The organism is Clostridium sp. TF11-13AC, from assembly GCF_003481065.1.
GTDB classification, from domain to species: Bacteria; Bacillota; Clostridia; order Lachnospirales; family Lachnospiraceae; genus Otoolea; species Otoolea fessa.
The window spans coordinates 24829-41572 of sequence record NZ_QUKJ01000001.1 but is presented as its reverse complement, the minus strand read 5'-3'; the positions used below and the strand labels follow the sequence as shown (position 1 = coordinate 41572).

Annotated in this window: 15 protein-coding genes; 3 read left to right on the top strand and 12 right to left on the bottom strand. The window is 44.5% G+C overall.

Annotated features, from left to right (window positions below; genetic code table 11):
• Window positions 1–68: 68 nt before the first annotated feature.
• From DXD12_RS00200 to pfkB, 3 genes are all read right to left on the bottom strand, one after another.
• Complete coding sequence (locus DXD12_RS00200) at window positions 69–326, bottom strand: HPr family phosphocarrier protein (protein WP_118467833.1); 258 nt, start codon at window positions 324–326, stop codon at window positions 69–71.
• 93 nt (window positions 327–419) lie between these two features.
• Entirely contained in the window at window positions 420–2429 is a 2010-nt protein-coding gene (locus DXD12_RS00195) for a PTS fructose transporter subunit IIABC (protein ID WP_118293598.1), read from the bottom strand.
• A 93-nt stretch (window positions 2430–2522) separates the two neighbouring features.
• The gene (gene pfkB, locus DXD12_RS00190) at window positions 2523–3443 is read right to left on the bottom strand and encodes a 1-phosphofructokinase (RefSeq protein ID WP_107000354.1); all 921 of its coding nucleotides are present in this window, start codon (window positions 3441–3443) and stop codon (window positions 2523–2525) included.
• 403 nt (window positions 3444–3846) lie between these two features.
• Here pfkB and DXD12_RS00185 point away from each other — a divergent pair, with 403 nt between their 5' ends.
• Both DXD12_RS00185 and DXD12_RS00180 read left to right on the top strand, forming a co-directional pair.
• On the top strand, window positions 3847–5097 hold the full coding sequence (locus DXD12_RS00185; protein WP_243105317.1) for a cell wall hydrolase: 1251 nt from the start codon (window positions 3847–3849) through the stop codon (window positions 5095–5097).
• Window positions 5098–5315: 218 nt separating this feature from the next.
• On the top strand, window positions 5316–5885 hold the full coding sequence (locus DXD12_RS00180) for a hypothetical protein (RefSeq protein WP_118293599.1): 570 nt from the start codon (window positions 5316–5318) through the stop codon (window positions 5883–5885).
• Between the two features lie 150 nt (window positions 5886–6035).
• Here DXD12_RS00180 and DXD12_RS00175 read toward each other — a convergent pair whose 3' ends face one another.
• The 9 genes from DXD12_RS00175 to DXD12_RS00130 form a co-directional block, all read right to left on the bottom strand.
• Window positions 6036–6500: an Hsp20/alpha crystallin family protein gene (locus tag DXD12_RS00175; protein ID WP_118293600.1), complete on the bottom strand. Its 465-nt coding sequence runs from the start codon at window positions 6498–6500 to the stop codon at window positions 6036–6038.
• A 445-nt stretch (window positions 6501–6945) separates the two neighbouring features.
• Window positions 6946–7797: a site-specific integrase gene (locus DXD12_RS00170; protein ID WP_243021872.1), complete on the bottom strand. Its 852-nt coding sequence runs from the start codon at window positions 7795–7797 to the stop codon at window positions 6946–6948.
• Window positions 7798–8051: 254 nt separating this feature from the next.
• Window positions 8052–9791 (bottom strand): ABC transporter ATP-binding protein, encoded by a 1740-nt coding sequence (locus DXD12_RS00165; RefSeq protein ID WP_118467829.1) that lies wholly within the window; start codon window positions 9789–9791, stop codon window positions 8052–8054.
• 1 nt (window position 9792) lies between these two features.
• Window positions 9793–11547, bottom strand: a complete 1755-nt coding sequence (locus DXD12_RS00160; RefSeq protein WP_107000357.1) for an ABC transporter ATP-binding protein — start codon at window positions 11545–11547, stop codon at window positions 9793–9795.
• A 192-nt stretch (window positions 11548–11739) separates the two neighbouring features.
• Window positions 11740–12399 carry a TetR/AcrR family transcriptional regulator gene (locus DXD12_RS00155; RefSeq protein WP_233430187.1) on the bottom strand — a complete coding sequence of 220 codons (660 nt, stop codon included), beginning with the start codon at window positions 12397–12399 and terminating at the stop codon, window positions 11740–11742.
• Between the two features lie 126 nt (window positions 12400–12525).
• Complete coding sequence (locus DXD12_RS00150; RefSeq protein ID WP_182426199.1) at window positions 12526–13125, bottom strand: hypothetical protein; 600 nt, start codon at window positions 13123–13125, stop codon at window positions 12526–12528.
• Window positions 13126–13387: 262 nt separating this feature from the next.
• Window positions 13388–13888: a DUF1016 N-terminal domain-containing protein gene (locus DXD12_RS00140; RefSeq protein WP_107000358.1), complete on the bottom strand. Its 501-nt coding sequence runs from the start codon at window positions 13886–13888 to the stop codon at window positions 13388–13390.
• A 157-nt stretch (window positions 13889–14045) separates the two neighbouring features.
• Window positions 14046–14393 carry a TnpV protein gene (locus DXD12_RS00135; protein WP_117796340.1) on the bottom strand — a complete coding sequence of 116 codons (348 nt, stop codon included), beginning with the start codon at window positions 14391–14393 and terminating at the stop codon, window positions 14046–14048.
• Between the two features lie 312 nt (window positions 14394–14705).
• On the bottom strand, window positions 14706–15677 hold the full coding sequence (locus DXD12_RS00130) for an EamA family transporter (RefSeq protein ID WP_118636937.1): 972 nt from the start codon (window positions 15675–15677) through the stop codon (window positions 14706–14708).
• A gap of 124 nt (window positions 15678–15801) precedes the next feature.
• Here DXD12_RS00130 and DXD12_RS00125 point away from each other — a divergent pair, with 124 nt between their 5' ends.
• On the top strand, window positions 15802–16719 hold the full coding sequence (locus tag DXD12_RS00125) for an AraC family transcriptional regulator (protein ID WP_118570059.1): 918 nt from the start codon (window positions 15802–15804) through the stop codon (window positions 16717–16719).
• Window positions 16720–16744 lie beyond the last annotated feature (25 nt).

Genomic DNA, 16744 nt, shown 5'->3' with positions numbered 1-16744 from the left:
TTCCATTGATCCATTGTCGAAAAATGCCGCCATGTAATAATCCCTTACATCGCGGCATCTTTGTTAAACTACATATTTTCCTTCATAAACTGGCTGACTGCCTCATAAGCTGCTTCTTCATCCTCACCCTCAAAGGTCAGGGTTACTTCCTGCCCGTTCTTTACTGCCAGTCCCATGATACCGAAAATCTTTTTGCAGTCGCCGCTCTTTCCGTCTTTCGTCAGTTTGATCGTACTCGTAAACTGTTTTGCCGCCTTTACCAGTTCACCTGCCGGGCGTGCGTGGATTCCTTCCGGGTCTGTAATGGTATATTTAAACTCTTTCATGATGATGTTCTCCTTCTCATTATAACCTATTTTGATTGATTTGACCAAAAAATTTCTAATAAAGATTCACATTCCGTCAAAAAAATTATTTATCTATTCTTCTACATTCTTCTTGAGAACTCCTAAGAGTACCGTCGAGATCGCCATGCCAACCACCAGTGCCAGCAGATAGAACAGCGGATTTCCCATGACTGGGAATACGAAGATTCCGCCATGCGGCGCCATCAGTGTGCAGTTAAATAACATGCTCATCGCTCCCGCAACACCCGAACCGACGATGCAGGCTGGAAGCACGTGTACCGGATCGGACGCTGCAAATGGAATCGCGCCCTCCGTGATAAATGCCAGACCCATGATGAAGTTGGTCGGTCCTGCCTCGCGCTCTTCCTTTGTAAATTTCTTCTTAAACAGCATTGTTGCCAGCGCAATCGCACACGGCGGTGTCATACCGCCAATCATAACAGCTGCCATCACATCGTAGTTGCCGGAGGCGATTGCCGCCGTACCAAATACATATGCCGCCTTGTTGAATGGACCGCCCATGTCGATCGCCATCATCGCCGCCAGCACAAAACCAAGAATCAGCTTACTCGAACCACCCATGCTGCTCAGACCATTGTTTAACGCCATATTGATCGCGCCCATGACCGGCTCTACGACGAAGCTCATAACCAGTCCGATGAGCAGGACGCCCACAACCGGGTAAATCAGGACCGGAGCAATCTTTTCCAGTGCCTCTGGAAGATTCTCGCACGCTTTCCGAAGCGCCAGAATCAGATATCCGGCAATAAAACCTGCCGCCAGGGCGCCAAGGAAACCTGATTTTCCCTGAGAAGCAATCATGCCGCCGACAAAACCGACTGCCAGCGCCGGGCGGTCTCCGATCGCCATCGCGATGAAACCAGCCAGAATCGGGAGCATAAAGCCAAATGCCACACCGCCGACATTTTTAAACCATGCCGCCAGCGGGGTAATCGTACCAAAGTTTACACGCTGGTCGAGCGGAAGTGCATTCATATCCACACTAAAACCATCAATCAGAAACGCAATCGCAATCAGGATGCCGCCGCCGACTACAAATGGGAGCATGTGGGAGACACCATTCATCAGCTGCGTGTAAATCTGGTGTCCGACACTGCCCGATTTGCCGCCAGAGGCTGCCTTTGCCGGGCTGCTGTTTCCAGATGATGCTGCGTGGTAAACCGGTACCTCCCCGGACGCCGCGCGCTCCAAAAGCTCCGGTGCCTTGCTGATACCGTCCGAAACCTGACATTCGATCACTCGTTTTCCGTCAAACCGATCCATCGGCACCTGTGCGTCCGCTGCCACGATGATGCAGTCCGCCGCCTCGATCTCCTGTGCCGTCAGCACATTTTTTGCTCCGGCTGAACCGCGCGTCTCAACTTTGATCTTCCAGCCCTTCGCGCGTGCCGCTTTTTCCAGGCCTTCGGCTGCCATGTAGGTGTGCGCGATACCGGTCGGACAGGAAGTAACCGCTAAGATCTTCGGTCCGGCTGTCTTTTCCGTCTCTGCACCCGCTTTTTTCGCCTGAATCTCCTGACCACCTGCTTGTGCGGCATTCTCTCCATTTGTATCTGCCGCTTCTTCGACGGAATCAGCCGCCAGTCTCTCATCGATGCCTGCCTGTTCTGCATCTGCCTTATCAATAATGGAAAGAAAGTCTTCCACCGAAGAAGCATTTCGCAGGGAATCTGAGAAATTCTCGTCCATCATGAGAACGGAAAGCTTGCTCAACACATCCAGATGTACGTTATCTTTTGTATTTGGCGCTGCAATCAGAAACAGCAGAGTGACCGGTTCGCCGTCCAGGGAGTCGAAATCCACGCCATTTTTGATGACCATCGCCGCCAGCCCCGGCTTTTTGACCGCATCACATTTTCCATGAGGAATTGCAATCCCCTCGCCGATACCGGTCGTGCTCTCTTCTTCTCTCGCATAAACCTGCTTGCGGAATGCCTCGACATCCGACAGCTTTCCGCTCGCCGCCATCAGCTCTACCGCCTTGTCCAGTGTCTCCGATTTGCTGGTGGGTGCCGCATCCAGCGATATACTTCTCGGATCCAGTAAATCAGTAATCTTCATATCTGTTGCCTCCCTATTTATGCCCGAATGTCAGGTATGCATTGCATATCCGGCAGTACATTCTGCCAGCTTCAAAAATGTCTGCATACAACCTCATCCGATTTTTGTGATTTTACAGGTCTCATACACTTTCTTTATCTCATCCTTCGTCGCCAGCTGCTCCGAAAAGGCGCTCGCGCTTCCAGCTGCCAGTCCCATGCGGAAGGCGTGTTCATAATCTCCGCTCTCCCCGTATCCGGCCAGGAAACCGGCTACCATCGAATCTCCGGCTCCGACACCATTTTTCAAGGTTCCCTTCGGTGCTTCCGCCGCATAGACGCTTCCATCCTCCGCCAGAAGAACCGCGCCCTTGCCTGCCATCGAAACCAGCACGTTGACCGCACCTTTTTCCTGCAGCTTCTTCGCATACGGAACAACTTCCTCCCGCTCCGAGAGCTTCACGCCGAAAATGTCTCCCAGTTCATGATTGTTCGGTTTGATTAAAAATGGATGGTGTCCCAGCACATTGAGCAGCAGATCCTTGGTCGCGTCCACAACAATCCGGACGTCCCTGCCATCCAGGCGCTCCATAATCTTCTGATAAATATCATCCGGCATCGACGCTGGAATACTTCCAGCCAGCACCAACGTATCATCCGCCCCCAGCCGGTCAAGCTGGGTCATCAGCGCATCCACCGCTTCCCGCGGAATCCTCGGTCCCCGACCGTTGATCTCAGTCCCGTCGATGGATTTCAGCTTCAGGTTGATGCGGGAGACTCCCTCATCCAGGGAAATAAACTCGGCTTTCACGCCCAGCTGCTCCACTTCCTTCCGAACCTCCTCGCCGACAAACCCGGCAGTAAAGCCAAACGCCGTATTGGCAATTCCAAGGTTTTGAAGGACCGTCGAAACATTGATTCCCTTTCCGCCCGGAAGCAAAAGCTCCGAATCTGTCCGGTTGGTCAGTCCGAGCTTAAAATCGCTCACTGACACAATATAATCTAACGATGGATTAAAGGTTACCGTATAAATCATAAGCCTTCATTCCTTTCTTATCTTGATTGATTCTGACTGTATTATAAAATCATTTTCATTCAAAATCAATCAAACTTATTCACAAACATGCTGCCTCTTTTTGGGTTATATTGCACAATTTTGATTTTTTATGATTGTTTTTGATTGATTGTTTCGTGTGAATTCCGGCGAAACGATTGCTGTCACTGATGGAATAGTGTTTCCAAAAACATCATTTTTACTCAGCTTCATCTCCTCTTCTAATCGTAAAATCCGCCTTTGTTGACAAGGATTTCCCCATTTGCTATAGTAAATGAAGAATTTTGTAATATCTTTGTAATATTTCCAAGATGTTTTTATATCAGAAAGGATATACGATATGAACGATTCCCCTTTGAAACCGGCTTCTTCCAGGCGCAAAAAAATGGATAAAACAATGATGGCGATCTATTTCCTGATCCTTTTTATTGTGGCCGGGGCGGCTCTGCTGGTATTTCTATGCCTCTCTAAACCTTCTGATAAGAAGAACAAAGCAGGCTCTGATCCTTCCATCGCTTCTTCCAGCACCTTAAAAAACAGTCATCAGATCGGCACCGATGCTAAAAGTACGGCGAAAGCCAAAATCAAAGAAGAAAAGCCGGTCGATCCGTATGAAAATCTCGCGGTCGCCAATGTGGATGATGCGCTGAACCTGAGAGAAAAACCAGATACAGATGCCAAGGTACTCGGCACCTGCTTCCGCGGAGGCGGCGGTACCATTTTAAAACGCAAAAATGGCTGGACAAAAATCCGCTCCGGTGGGCTGGAGGGATGGCTCAAGGACGATTATCTTGTATTTGGCGATGATATCAAGCCGCTCGCCAAAGAGCTCGGTCTCTATATCGCTACCGTCAGCACACAGACACTCCATGTACGTGAGGAAGCCAGCACGGATTCTGCCATCGTCGGTCTGGCTGCCGCGGAAGACTACTATCCTGTACTGAGTCAGGAAACTGGATGGGTCAAAATCCAGCTTTCCGTTGACACCTCCGGTTACGTTTCTTCTGATTATGTCACAATCAGCGTTAAGCCAGGACGCGCAATCAGCATTGAGGCTGAGATGGCAGCGCTGGAGGCGGCACGGCAGGCTGCTGAAGAAGCTGAGCAGGCATCCAGAGCCGCCGAGGAGGCCCAGATTGCAGCCGCAAAATCGCAGGCAGAAGCAAACGCGGCTAAAGGTTCCTCCCAGACTTCGGGAAAATCTGGAAATTCTGGAAGCTCTTCGAAAAAGAGCACGGCTGCACCAGCCGCTAAATCATCCTACGTGATCTCCGCCTCCGAGAGCGACGTTTATCTGCTCTCCGCCTGCCTCACGATGGAAGCCAACGGCGGATCCTATGAAAGCTATCTGGCAGTCGGAAGTCTGATCGTCAACCGCGTCAAATCTGGCAAATGGGGCAAATCCATCTCCAGCGTCATCTACGCGGACGGACAGTTCCCAGGCGCGACCTCCGGCCTGCTTGACAAATATCTCGATAGAGGACCGTCCTCTACTGCCACCAAGGCGGCAAAGGCAGCGCTCGCCGGGGAAAATCAGATAGGCGACTACCTTTATTTTACCTCGACCAAATCAGCAAACTACGACAGCTACTCCAGCTATCAGGTGGTTGGTGGGAATTGTTTCTATAAAAAATAAAAGGCTAAAAAAGGCGGATTTAAACGCATTACATTAAACCTCATATACATTCCCATCGCCTTATGATATGATAATCATATCAGCCAAACATACAGACAGAGGACACCTACTGTCCATACCTTATTGATAGGTACTCTCGGAGTCTTTCCTGCAAATCATCTCACAACATTAAGCACAGAAAGCTTCCGGGAGTCCATTGATTGCAAATGGAGGAAATTATGAGAAAATCAATTTATACCTTGATGGTTTCCACTCTCATCGCAGCCGCCAGCATGACCGCCTGCTCCAGCCAGCCGTCTGAAACAACCACGGCTGAAACAACTGCCGCTGAATCCACACAGGAAAACGATACATCAGCAGAAAGCAGCGATGCCAGCGAAACAACTACTGCCGGAGAAAAAGAAACCGCCCAGACAACGGATGCAGATTATGCAGAAGACGAGACTCTGAGCGAAAAAGAAATCACAGAACTTTACCGTGGTTTTGCCAGATCCCTTCAAAGCATCATCGCCAATAAAAATATGAACGATTTAGCCGAGCTGCTTGTCTATCCGTCCTACATCGGCATCGATGACGGGATTGTCGTAAATAACAGAACTGAATTTATGGCTCTCGACGCAGACAAGGTATTTACCGACGCGCTGATTGAGGCAGTCAAGACAGCCGATGTTTCTTCCACCGAACTGACCAAGGCAGGTTTCATCGTAGGCGATCCATCCGGTAAACCGGCAGTTACCTTTGGTCTGGACAAAGAGGGATCTATCGGTATCACAGGTATTAACTACTAATCAGATATAAAATAGTGAAAAAGAGCGCCGCAACACTCACAAACCGGCTTTCCATTTCTGGTAAAACCGCTCCATGAGTGCCGCAGCGCTCTTTTCTACGTTACAGCCAGACAACTGCATCCATCAATCCGGCTGACTGCTTCTTCTACATTATCCTTCAATCGCAATATATTTTTTCTGCTCGACTTCCGGTTTTGCTTCTTTCTTCGGAACAAAAATCTTCAAAATACCATGCTTAAATTCCGCCTTGATATCTTCCTCTGTTATATCATCACCGACATAGAAGCTTCTCGCACTGGAACCTGCGTAACGCTCTCTGCGGATGTAACGACCGGACTTTTTCTCCTTCTCGTCCTCATCCAGTCCCTTCGCAGCCTGAATCGTCAGATTACCATCTTCCAGGGAAATCGAAATCTCTTCTTTCTTAAATCCCGGCAGATCCATCTCCAGCTCATAGCCATCTTCCATTTCCTTGATATCGGTCTTCATCAGGTTCTGTCCATGGCGTCCATACAGCTTTTTCTCTATCTTCTGTCCGGCGTTATCATCATAAAACGGAAAATCATTAAAGAAATCATCAAACAAATTTTCTCCAAAAATACTCGGCATTAACATAAGTCATCTCTCCTTTTCTAACTTCATTTCATTATGTTTATTTACCAACATTTTCGGAACCGGGACGGTCTGGGAACTTTTCTTTTCTTCCTCTTCCTTCGTTCTGGCTATGTTATAGCACTTCTTATTAGCACTGTCAAGAGGCGAGTGCTAATTTTTTTGTGAAGAATTTGTGAACGCTACGAGCCATGCACATTTACGTGAAAGAGCCATCTTTCAAGCTTGCTTGATAAAGATGGCTCTTTCATGGAAATGTATAGGGCGACAGCCCTACAGCGAGGGAAGTCTTTCCCGAGCTGTGCATGGCGTATGCCACTACTTCACAGGGATTTTTCACTTACTTTCGCACTCGATTTTCTTGATTTGACCACATTTTTACCACAAATTCTTGGAAAAATATATTCGTCTGATTTTCTTACCACATTTTACGACAACAACTTATGGTTTATACCACAGCAGGTACGGTTTCTGGCAGGTTCATTTTAGACATCTCATTCTCCACATGAGACTTATCTGAAATATGATTATAGACATTCATTGTGATCTGTGCATCTGAATGGCCCATCACATACTGCATAACTTTGGGATTGACATTGTTCTCACCCAATCTGGTACATCCCGTATGACGAAGGGTATGCGATGAAATAGGAGGCATCAACTCCGGCTCTCGCTTCTCTTCTTCTGCCAATTTGCTTTCTTTTTTATTATAGGCATTAACAATATTTTTCAGAAAGCTGTTCACTCCCGCTGGCATAATCGGACGTCCATGCTTTATATTAAAGATGAATCCACTGCGTCCACCTATCTCAACATTACTCTGTAAACCAAACATTAGGTTCAGTTCTCTCTGCTTACGGAACGCATCATATACCATCTGTGTCATAGGAATATTTCTGATTCCTGCATCCGTTTTGGTTTCTGAATCATGGAAACAATATCCGTCATCACCTTCATAATACACAAGCTGTCCACCTACATGGATCTCCCTGTTCTTCATATCCACATCTGACCAGGTTAAGCCGATGGTTTCACTCACTCTCAGGCAAGCCCCAAACATAACCTGCATCATTGGAAGATGAGGCTTATACACATTACTCTGTTCAACAAACTTCAAAAGTTTTTCCTGCTGTTCCAGTGTCAATGCTTCTTTCTCCTTTGCCGGAGCCCCATAATCTCCAAGTGTTCCTGTTACTGGATTCTTGCGGATAATCCCATCTTCCACTGTCAGTTCAAAACTGGGATTCAATAAGCCATAAAGACCTTTGATCGTACTGTGTGCCAGTCCTTCATCTGACAATGCAGAAAAGAACGTCCTTACGTGAGATGTCTTAAAATCCACAACACGTAGCAAAACTTAAATTCACTGCATTTTTCCTCTTTGGCAAAAGGAAAAGCACTGTAAAACCCATAATCCAACGGTTTTCAGTGCTTTTTTCATATTACATTATTGAATATCCCTCATTCTGCCTATATAAGTGAAACTTAGCGAAACTTAAATTAAATCTCTTTCAGACAATTCAATTTGGATATTCACCGACTGTAGATTATTTCTCAGTGCACCAGTTTCCAACTTACCGCCTGCTGCCTTGCATCCACAAATCTCTTATAAATACCTTCCTGTTTCATTAATTGCTCATGTGTTCCCTGCTGTGCAATTCTTCCTTTTTCAACAACCACAATCTGGTCTGCATGTCTGACTGTTTTTAATCTGTGGGCAATCATAATAATCGTTTTTTCCTTTGTAAGTGCATCTACTGCATCCATCAGCTCCTTTTCATTCTCCGGATCAACATTTGCCGTTGCTTCATCCAATATGACGATTGGCGCATCCTTCATAATCGCTCTGGCTATCGAAATACGCTGCTTCTCACCACCGGAAAGTGTGGCTCCTCCTTCTCCGATCACTGTGTCATATCCATTCGGAAGTTTGCTGATGAAATCATGACAACATGCTTTCTTCGCCGCTTCCACCACTTCCTCATGACTTGCATCCTGGCGTCCGAATTTAATATTATTCTCAATGGTGTCTGCAAACAAATACACCGACTGAAACACAAATGAGAAATTACTCATCAGACTGTTCATGCTGTAGTCTTTTACATTCACACCTCCAAGTGTCACTTCCCCGGAATCCACATCCCAGAACCTGGCAATCAGATTGCAAAGTGTTGATTTTCCTCCACCAGATGGTCCAACGATTGCTGTCGTCGTTTTCTGCGGAATAGAGAGCGATATATCATCAATGATCTTCCGTTTGTCATAAGAAAACGAAACATTAGAAAGTCTGATATCGTAATTTTCCGGCTGTATTTCTTTACCGTCGATATCCATGGTATCCAGCTCCAATATTGCATTTGCTTTATCTACACATACGCTTACCACATGTAAAAGAGATGAATAATTTCCTGCACATTCCAGACTGGCATAAAGCATAAATGCTGAAATTGTCATACCGATCGCATAAACCGCACTCATAGTTCCATTAATATAAAAATATGCACTGCAAGCCACGATCACAGCACCTGTAATTTTGGTTATCACACTTTGCAGAAAATGATAGGGCACAAACAGCATTTCCATCTTTGTATTGATCTTTTCACATGCTTCATTTGCATCATTTAATCTTTTCGCCTGTTTCCCAAGCAAGTTATATGATTTAACTTCTGATATTCCCTGCAGATACTCCATGATCTGGTTTACAAGCTCCATATCGCATACCACTTTTTGCTCTGAATCTTTTTTACCCGCATTCTGCATCACAGAATTGACCCCAAAGAAAATAAGTACTCCTGCTGCAGCTATCAGTCCAATTCTCCAGTCAAAAATAAACAGCATAAGAATGATCATTGATGTTTCCAGAATTCCCTGCATTGTCAGCATAACCACTCTCGCAGCCACATCGCCAAGTATTTCCATTGTATTGGTTGTAATGGAAGAAATTTCCCCGATACTATTGGAATTGAAATACCCCATCGGCAGATATCGCAGATGTTCTGCAATCTTGATTCTCATAAAAGCACTTGCATTATATCCTCCCTCTGTCTGAAGCACTGTAGAGTATCTCTTGCAGATTACGTCGACTACAATTGCAAGAACCATAATCGCAACGGAGCCTCCAATATATTTTCCTGTCGGTTTCCCACTCAGCAGACCAATCAGTATGTACATAATAGCCGGAATCTTCATTGCTGAGGCAAGAGCCTCTATGAGTCCGATCACTATCGACAGTTTAAATTTATTGCCATTTTCCCTGCCTGAAAAACGAAAGAATTTTGCCAGAATCCCAAACATATCATTCTCCCTCCTTCACCGTATCTTTTACAGAAATATGGGCATTCCACATTTCCTTATAAAGCGGGCATGACACCAGAAGTTCCTCATGTGTGCCATGTGCTGTTACATTTCCATCATTTACAACAAAGATCTGGTCACTGTCCTTAACAGTAGAAAGTCTGTGTGCTATTACGATCAGGGTCTTCCCTGCTACCAGTTTTGCGATAGAATTCTGCAGAATTGCCTCATTTTCCGGATCTGTGTAGGCAGTTGCCTCATCAAGGATCACGATCGGAGCATCCTTTAACATTGCTCTTGCAATGGAGATACGCTGCCTCTCACCACCTGACAGATGTCCTCCTGCACCTCCTACAACCGTATCAAATCCATTCTCCAACTGCATGATAAATTCATAGCATCCACTTTTCTTTGTCACCTCGATGATCTGTTCATCTGTAGCATCTGGATTTCCCTGTCTGATATTTTCACGGACTGTTTCATTAAACAGATAATTGTCCTGTGCAACATATGCAATTTTCCGATTAAAATCTGCAAATGCCAGTTCTTTGACATCAACTCCACCGATTTTGATGCTTCCGGAATCCACATCCCACAGGGACGCAATCAGCTTTGCGATGGTCGACTTGCCGCTTCCGGAAGGTCCTACGATTGCATTTACCGTTCCTGCTTTCAGCTCCATAGTTACTCCGTGCAGGATTTCTTTGTCGTGATAACCAAATCTGACATCTTCAAGAGTAACGGAGTTATCTTTTGGAACACTTTTACTTTTCTCTGGACGTTCAAGCTCCGGCTGTTCCAGAATTCCTGCCACTTCACCAACAATCACTCCGATCTTGCCAAGATCATCTGTATAGGAACCCACTGTGATCAACGGTCCAACGATTCCAAGTGATAAAATAATGCAGATGACAAAATCTGAAATCGCAAGTGTTCCATTGGCTACATAATGTGCCCCAAACGGCAATACCGTAAGAAGCGTATAAGGTGTGACCACCATCATCAGTCCATGAAAGATCGAGCACCGTTTCATCCAGGAAATAAAGGAATCTGCATAAGCCATAGCCGCCTTTGTAAATTTTGCATAAGAACTTTCTGTCTTTCCAAATGCCTTGATCACTTCGATTCCGTCAATATATTCCACTGCCGCATCATTCAGATCTTTTGTTGTCTGAACCGTTCTCTCGAAGCTTGGTTTATAATCCAGCATCATTCCAAAATAGGAAAGAAATCCCACTATAACCGGCACCAATGACCAGAGTGCCAGTCTCCAGTCTGTCAGGAAGAAATAAATCAAAATCACAATCGGTGCCAGCAGATTGGACGTGAATTCCGGGACAATATGCGCCAGTGTTGTCTCGATACTGTCGATTCTTTCCACCATAATATTTTTAAATGTACCGGAAGGTGTGTCTTTCACATAGCCAAGAGGTACCCGCGCCAGCTTGTCACAGCAGGATTTTCTTATATTTGCAAGTACTGCAAACGTTGCTTTATGTGACAATGCTGTCGAAAGTGAATGAAGCAGTTCTGCAATGATAAACGATAATGCAATCAGAACCGCTTTTGCAAGATATATTTCAAACTCCTTTTCACCATTTAAAAACAGCTTTACTACATCTGCAATAATAAAATACGGCAAAATCTTAAAAATCACATTTCCTATTGCAAGTAACACACTCCACACATAGGCAATTCTTTTTTGTCCGGCCCACGTCAGGATCCAGCTGACTGCCGACTTCTTTTTTTCTTTCACATCTTTTCACTCCTTACGTTCGTTTTATTGTTTCGTTTTATTATTTTACCTTCTGTTAGTTCTTGCTAACCAACATATAATAAAATAGGTGGTCTACTGGCATCAACCACCTGATATTATTATCCTGTCTGAACTTTATTCAGAAATCCAGAACCTGCAACACACATAACCTATTCAGAATTCCTGCATCAGTTATACTGGAAATTCAATATTCCACAATCGTTCCCAGCCACCTGTATTAAATTCTTTCAGTTGATGTACATTTTTCTTTGCAGTCTCCCTGTCTATATCATGCTCAATGATCTGAAATACTGATGAAAAAAATCCCGTATAGATCATATGCATAAGGCTTTCCTCTACAATCGGTATTTTTACACCGTTCTCTTTCATCTTTTCCATATAATTCAGGCTGGACTTCATTTCCCGCTCTACCATATTGTGTATGAATAATTCAAATTTTCCACTGTCTCCGCATTTCAACAATAATCTGAAATTATCATAATGATCATAGATATAATCAACCATCTGCTCCATCCCATCACTGGATGTATCCGACATATTCCTTGTCTGATCACTGGCAGAAAGCTTTTCAAACTCCTCAACGATCTGGTCATAAATCTGATAAATATGTTCCATATAAGGATCCGTCAGTGCATCAAAAAGTGCCTCTTTCGTCGGATAATATTTGTAAAATGCGCCAGTAGTAAGTCCTGCATCTTTTACAATATTTCTTAAAGATGCTCCTGTCAAACCATCTTTCAGAAAATGTTTTCTGGCTGTATCTAATATGTTTTTCTGTGTATCTTCTGCTTTCGTCGACATTCTTTTCGTATCCTCTAAACTTCTTTTCAAAATATAACAGTGCTATATAACACTGTTATATTTTAACTCATTACAGGAATTTGTCAAGTCTTGGTGTTTCAATTTTTTATTTTCCTCGTGTATTCAGTTTCCACTCCGCAGATGCTTTCTGCAGTTTTACAAGTCTGTTCTATTCAGACAGATTTTCTGTTCCTCAGATCGTCGTTGCTCTGCTGAAGCGATTGATTCAGCTTCTGCGTTTCGGACAATTCGGTTGTCAGACACTGAATTCCTACGGTTGATTTCCGAACTTCTTCTCGCAATCTCTGCCTGTCGGACAAGATCGTCTGTTTCTCTTCTTCCAGCATCTGTATCTGCTTTTTCTGTGTCCGCATGAACTCTTTCGCTCTCTCGAAACTCTGCATTAGAAGATCTTTTTCTACTTTGAGCTTGATCGGTGATTCCTCCGGCAGCTGCGATGGCTGTGTCAAGTTCTCTGTAATAATTTCTAAGTTCTTCGGCTGCTCTGCTTTCTCTGATTTCAATATCTCTGGATTTTTTCCTATTTCTATCAAATTCATTCTCTAGTCCCTCCTTGCTGATATCCAGATGAAATGTTTTTGACAGATTGCTGTCTCTCACCTTCTTCCCATCCTGGTTCTGAAAAATAATGTGCTTCCGTTTCTCTGTCCAATTTACATTCCATCCAAACTGTTTTATTTTTTCCTTAAACTTTTCTTTGCTGATACAATTTTCCAGTGCTTTTAACACTGCCATTGCACAATCCGCTACTAAGCTGTCTTTCACCTGCTGATGGAACAGGTTATATTTATCTTTGCTCCATGCAATGACTTCCCCTTTTTCAATCTGGCTTCTTATTCTTGAAATGGTGATTACTCATTACCGTAAAATTCTTAGTTCTCTCTACACGAAAAATCTGTGCCATTCTATCCCACTTCCTTTCCAGACAGAAAAAGACGCAAGCCACATTTCTATGACTCACGCCTTTCTCTGCACTTCATTATTAAATTGAAAATTTCTATTCTTCTTTCCTTTCTTCTGGTTTCTTCGATATTGCAGTTCGTTCATAAAGCATGGATTTTTTTCTTTCACGCAGTGTTCGCACTGACCAGTTTTCCTGCATACACATTGCAGCATAAAAATCTCTTTTTAACTCATCTTGTATTGGCAGAATCTCTACAAAATGCGACCAGGTCAATTGTTGCGACAATGTCGCAACTTTTTCGAAGTCAGGAAATTCCTGATAAAACTTAATCATTCTTGAAATTGATGTTTTATCAAATCCCGAACCATACTCCTGTTCCAGCCGTTTACTGACTTCTGCAACAACCTTTTTTCCATACTCAGGCTTATTATTTCCAGTTAACTCCACACTAAGTCTTTTTCCAATTCCCCAATTAAGAGAAATAATGGCATCATTCACAACTTTTTTTACATTAGTTTTCTTTTCCCTGATTAACGCATTTATTTCATCATAAATATTATCAATATTATCTGCTATTAATATCTCTTTTTTCATTATCGATCCCCTTCTATAACTTGAAATGCCAAATTGGCATTTCAAAACTGTCCCAACTGCTTACTGTTATATTACCCTATTTTTCTCATTCTGCCTACTGCTTTTTCATGGTCACATATAATAATGAGGTCGCATTCCACGACCTCATCACCTTCATTTAAACATAAATCAATTCCTTGAGAATAATTTCTTCCGCAATCGCTCTGTGCTGATTAACAGCTCTTACCCAGGTCATCTGATCTGCTTCTTTATCCGGCAGTGGTTCTTTTTCTTCTAACTGCTTCAGAATTACCTTTTCCCATTCTCTGGCTGCCTTGTCCACTTCCAGAAGATGCTCTCCAATGGTGTCCTGCAGAAGCATCACCTGATAAGTTGAATTTCGATGGTTTTTCAGATAATCTCTGCGAAGAAAACCATACTTGCCAAGTTGCTCCATCTGTTCACCGGATTTATAGGTGAGATTCGGGATTAGATATCCATTTACATTTGTATACGTTAATTTCATTTTATTAGCACTCTCCATTTCTCATCTTTTTTTGACCACAAATTTACGACATTTACGACAAATCTGACACTGCTTTACAATACCAGACAAAATGGCTGATGCCCCGGAAAGCCTGTAAAACAGGCACTTCTAGGATACACAAGACAGAACAAAAATCGACTTCCATTATCAATAGGTGAGTGCTAATTATTTGTGAATATTTTGTGAAATTATCAATCCTTTTTCTCTCTATTGATACTGCCACACTAAAGAGGATAGGAGAATTCTTGCAAAGTGTTGTTAAAAAAGTAAATCTCTAATATTATTCTTATACTATTTCATAATCAAAACCGTCGCCAGAATACAGACGAATCCAATCAACTCTGCCGGTGTAAAAACGGAATTCAGCCAGACCGCTGACAGGCACGCCGCCGTCAGCGGTTCCAGGCAGGCAAGCACCGAAGCGCGCACCGGTCCCGTCAAAGAAACTCCCTTTAAAAAAAGAGTATACGCAACCGCACTTCCCAGTATCACAAGCACACCCAGATAAAATGCGGCATGACCGTCCAGCTCCGCCGGAACTTTCCAGATGCGGACGGCTCCCGATATAAACACGCCGCCGATAAACATTCCCATCCCGGTTGCAGGAATACTTCCCCACTGATTCACCGGATTTTTTGAAAGCAGGAAATACGCAGCTGCGCCGACACCTCCCATGATTCCCCAGAAAAGTCCCTTCGCCGTCAGTTCCATGCCGTCCAGTCTTCCTCCCGTCGCGATCAGCCAGACTCCAAAGAATGCCAGACAGATACAGAAAAACGTCCGTTTCGTGGGCAATGTACGTTCTGCCGCGCATACAAAGACCGCCACGAAGATAATCGATAAATTCTGCAGCACCGTCGCCGTTCCCGAATTGGTCCATTTGATTGCATTTAAGTACGCATACTGGGACAGCACCAATCCCAGAAACGAAAACAGCACCATCTGAGCCATCTCTTTCTTATCCTGAACCAGTGCCCGCACCGTCAATTTTCCCTTCGCAGCGGCAGCAAGCAGAAGAATCGTCCCCGCCCCCAGCATTCTAAGCGCCGTCACCCACGCCGCATCGATCGGGTAGGATGAAAACAGTGCCTCCCCGCATGTTCCCGAAAATCCCCAGCTAGTCGCGCCGATCATGCAGCAGAGAGCGCCGAGGCGGGCAGACGAAGAAGGAACTTCTGTGGAATTTGATGCCTGTTTTTCTGTGGCATGATTCGACTCCTTGATGTTCATTTGATTCTTTCCATCTCTATTCCTTTTTAACATCTTTCATTTCTCCACTATTCTTTTATGAGTTTCGTTCTTTTTCATTGACTTTATCATTATATCGGTATTATCTTTATTTATATATAAAAATATCGGCTTGTTTTTTCATTATATTGAGGTTATTATGATTACAAACTATCTTTCCATAAATTCTGACCGGGAGGAAAACCTGATTCGTATTTTCCCGGATTTTCCGGTTTCGGTGTACCGAACCGACTTTTCCGATCCGTCTTATCAGCTTGTGAGCTGGCACTGGCATGAAGATTTCCAGTTCTGCCTGGTCGAGCGCGGCGAGGTCTGTTTTCAGACGCCTGGTTCCAGATTCCCGATTTCGTCCGGCTGCGGTATTTTTTTAAACCGACGGCTCGTCCACAGCGCTTTGCCATTGACTCCGGATTCCTCCTACTACTGCATCAATTTTTCCCCGGCGCTTCTGACTGCTGCCAGCGGGGCTGCTTTGTCGGATGCGATGGTTCTGCCCCTTTTGAATGAGGAAACCTTGTCTTTTTTCCAGTTTGACGCCCTCACACCCGACGGTTCTCTGCTGACGGACTCCATCTGCCGTATTTTACAGCTTTCAGAGAATCACACACCTGAAAGCTCGTTTCAGGTATATGGTATCCTGTTTTCCCTCTGGATCATCGCCTGGCGCTTTCTCCGTCAAGACGAATCCACGTTCAATAAACGCGGCGATACTTCTGCCGCCAACAGCCGCCTGAAAGAGATTTTCCACTACTTGCAGGCGCATTACTCGCAGAAAACCACCCTGCGCGAGATCTCTGACGCAGTCTGCCTCTGTCCGGAAGAATGTGAACGTTTTTTCAAACGGATGACTGGCATCACGATTTTCCAGTATCTCCTTGAATACCGGATCAAAAAAAGCCAGGAGCTTTTGAACAACTCCCGCCTATCTATCGCGGAAATTGCCCAAAGCTCCGGCTTTACAACACAAAGCTACTATTCTTCCTGTTTCAAACGCCTGACCGGATGTACACCGGGGGCGTATCGTAAGCGGAAAATTTCTCTTATAACTTTTCTTTAAGGAATTGCTTCTTCTTGAAACTTCC

What these genes read in the sequence shown, in the direction of transcription:
- DXD12_RS00200 (WP_118467833.1), bottom strand. Translation starts at nt 326, where the DNA reads ATGAAAGAGTTTAAATATACCATTACAGACCCGGAAGGAATCCACGCA.
- DXD12_RS00195 (WP_118293598.1), bottom strand. Translation starts at nt 2,429, where the DNA reads ATGAAGATTACTGATTTACTGGATCCGAGAAGTATATCGCTGGATGCG.
- pfkB (WP_107000354.1), bottom strand. Translation starts at nt 3,443, where the DNA reads ATGATTTATACGGTAACCTTTAATCCATCGTTAGATTATATTGTGTCA.
- DXD12_RS00185 (WP_243105317.1), top strand. Translation starts at nt 3,847, where the DNA reads ATGGATAAAACAATGATGGCGATCTATTTCCTGATCCTTTTTATTGTG.
- DXD12_RS00180 (WP_118293599.1), top strand. Translation starts at nt 5,316, where the DNA reads ATGAGAAAATCAATTTATACCTTGATGGTTTCCACTCTCATCGCAGCC.
- DXD12_RS00175 (WP_118293600.1), bottom strand. Translation starts at nt 6,500, where the DNA reads ATGTTAATGCCGAGTATTTTTGGAGAAAATTTGTTTGATGATTTCTTT.
- DXD12_RS00165 (WP_118467829.1), bottom strand. Translation starts at nt 9,791, where the DNA reads ATGTTTGGGATTCTGGCAAAATTCTTTCGTTTTTCAGGCAGGGAAAAT.
- DXD12_RS00150 (WP_182426199.1), bottom strand. Translation starts at nt 13,125, where the DNA reads ATGGCAGTGTTAAAAGCACTGGAAAATTGTATCAGCAAAGAAAAGTTT.
- DXD12_RS00140 (WP_107000358.1), bottom strand. Translation starts at nt 13,888, where the DNA reads ATGAAAAAAGAGATATTAATAGCAGATAATATTGATAATATTTATGAT.
- DXD12_RS00135 (WP_117796340.1), bottom strand. Translation starts at nt 14,393, where the DNA reads ATGAAATTAACGTATACAAATGTAAATGGATATCTAATCCCGAATCTC.
- DXD12_RS00130 (WP_118636937.1), bottom strand. Translation starts at nt 15,677, where the DNA reads ATGTTAAAAAGGAATAGAGATGGAAAGAATCAAATGAACATCAAGGAG.
- DXD12_RS00125 (WP_118570059.1), top strand. Translation starts at nt 15,802, where the DNA reads ATGATTACAAACTATCTTTCCATAAATTCTGACCGGGAGGAAAACCTG.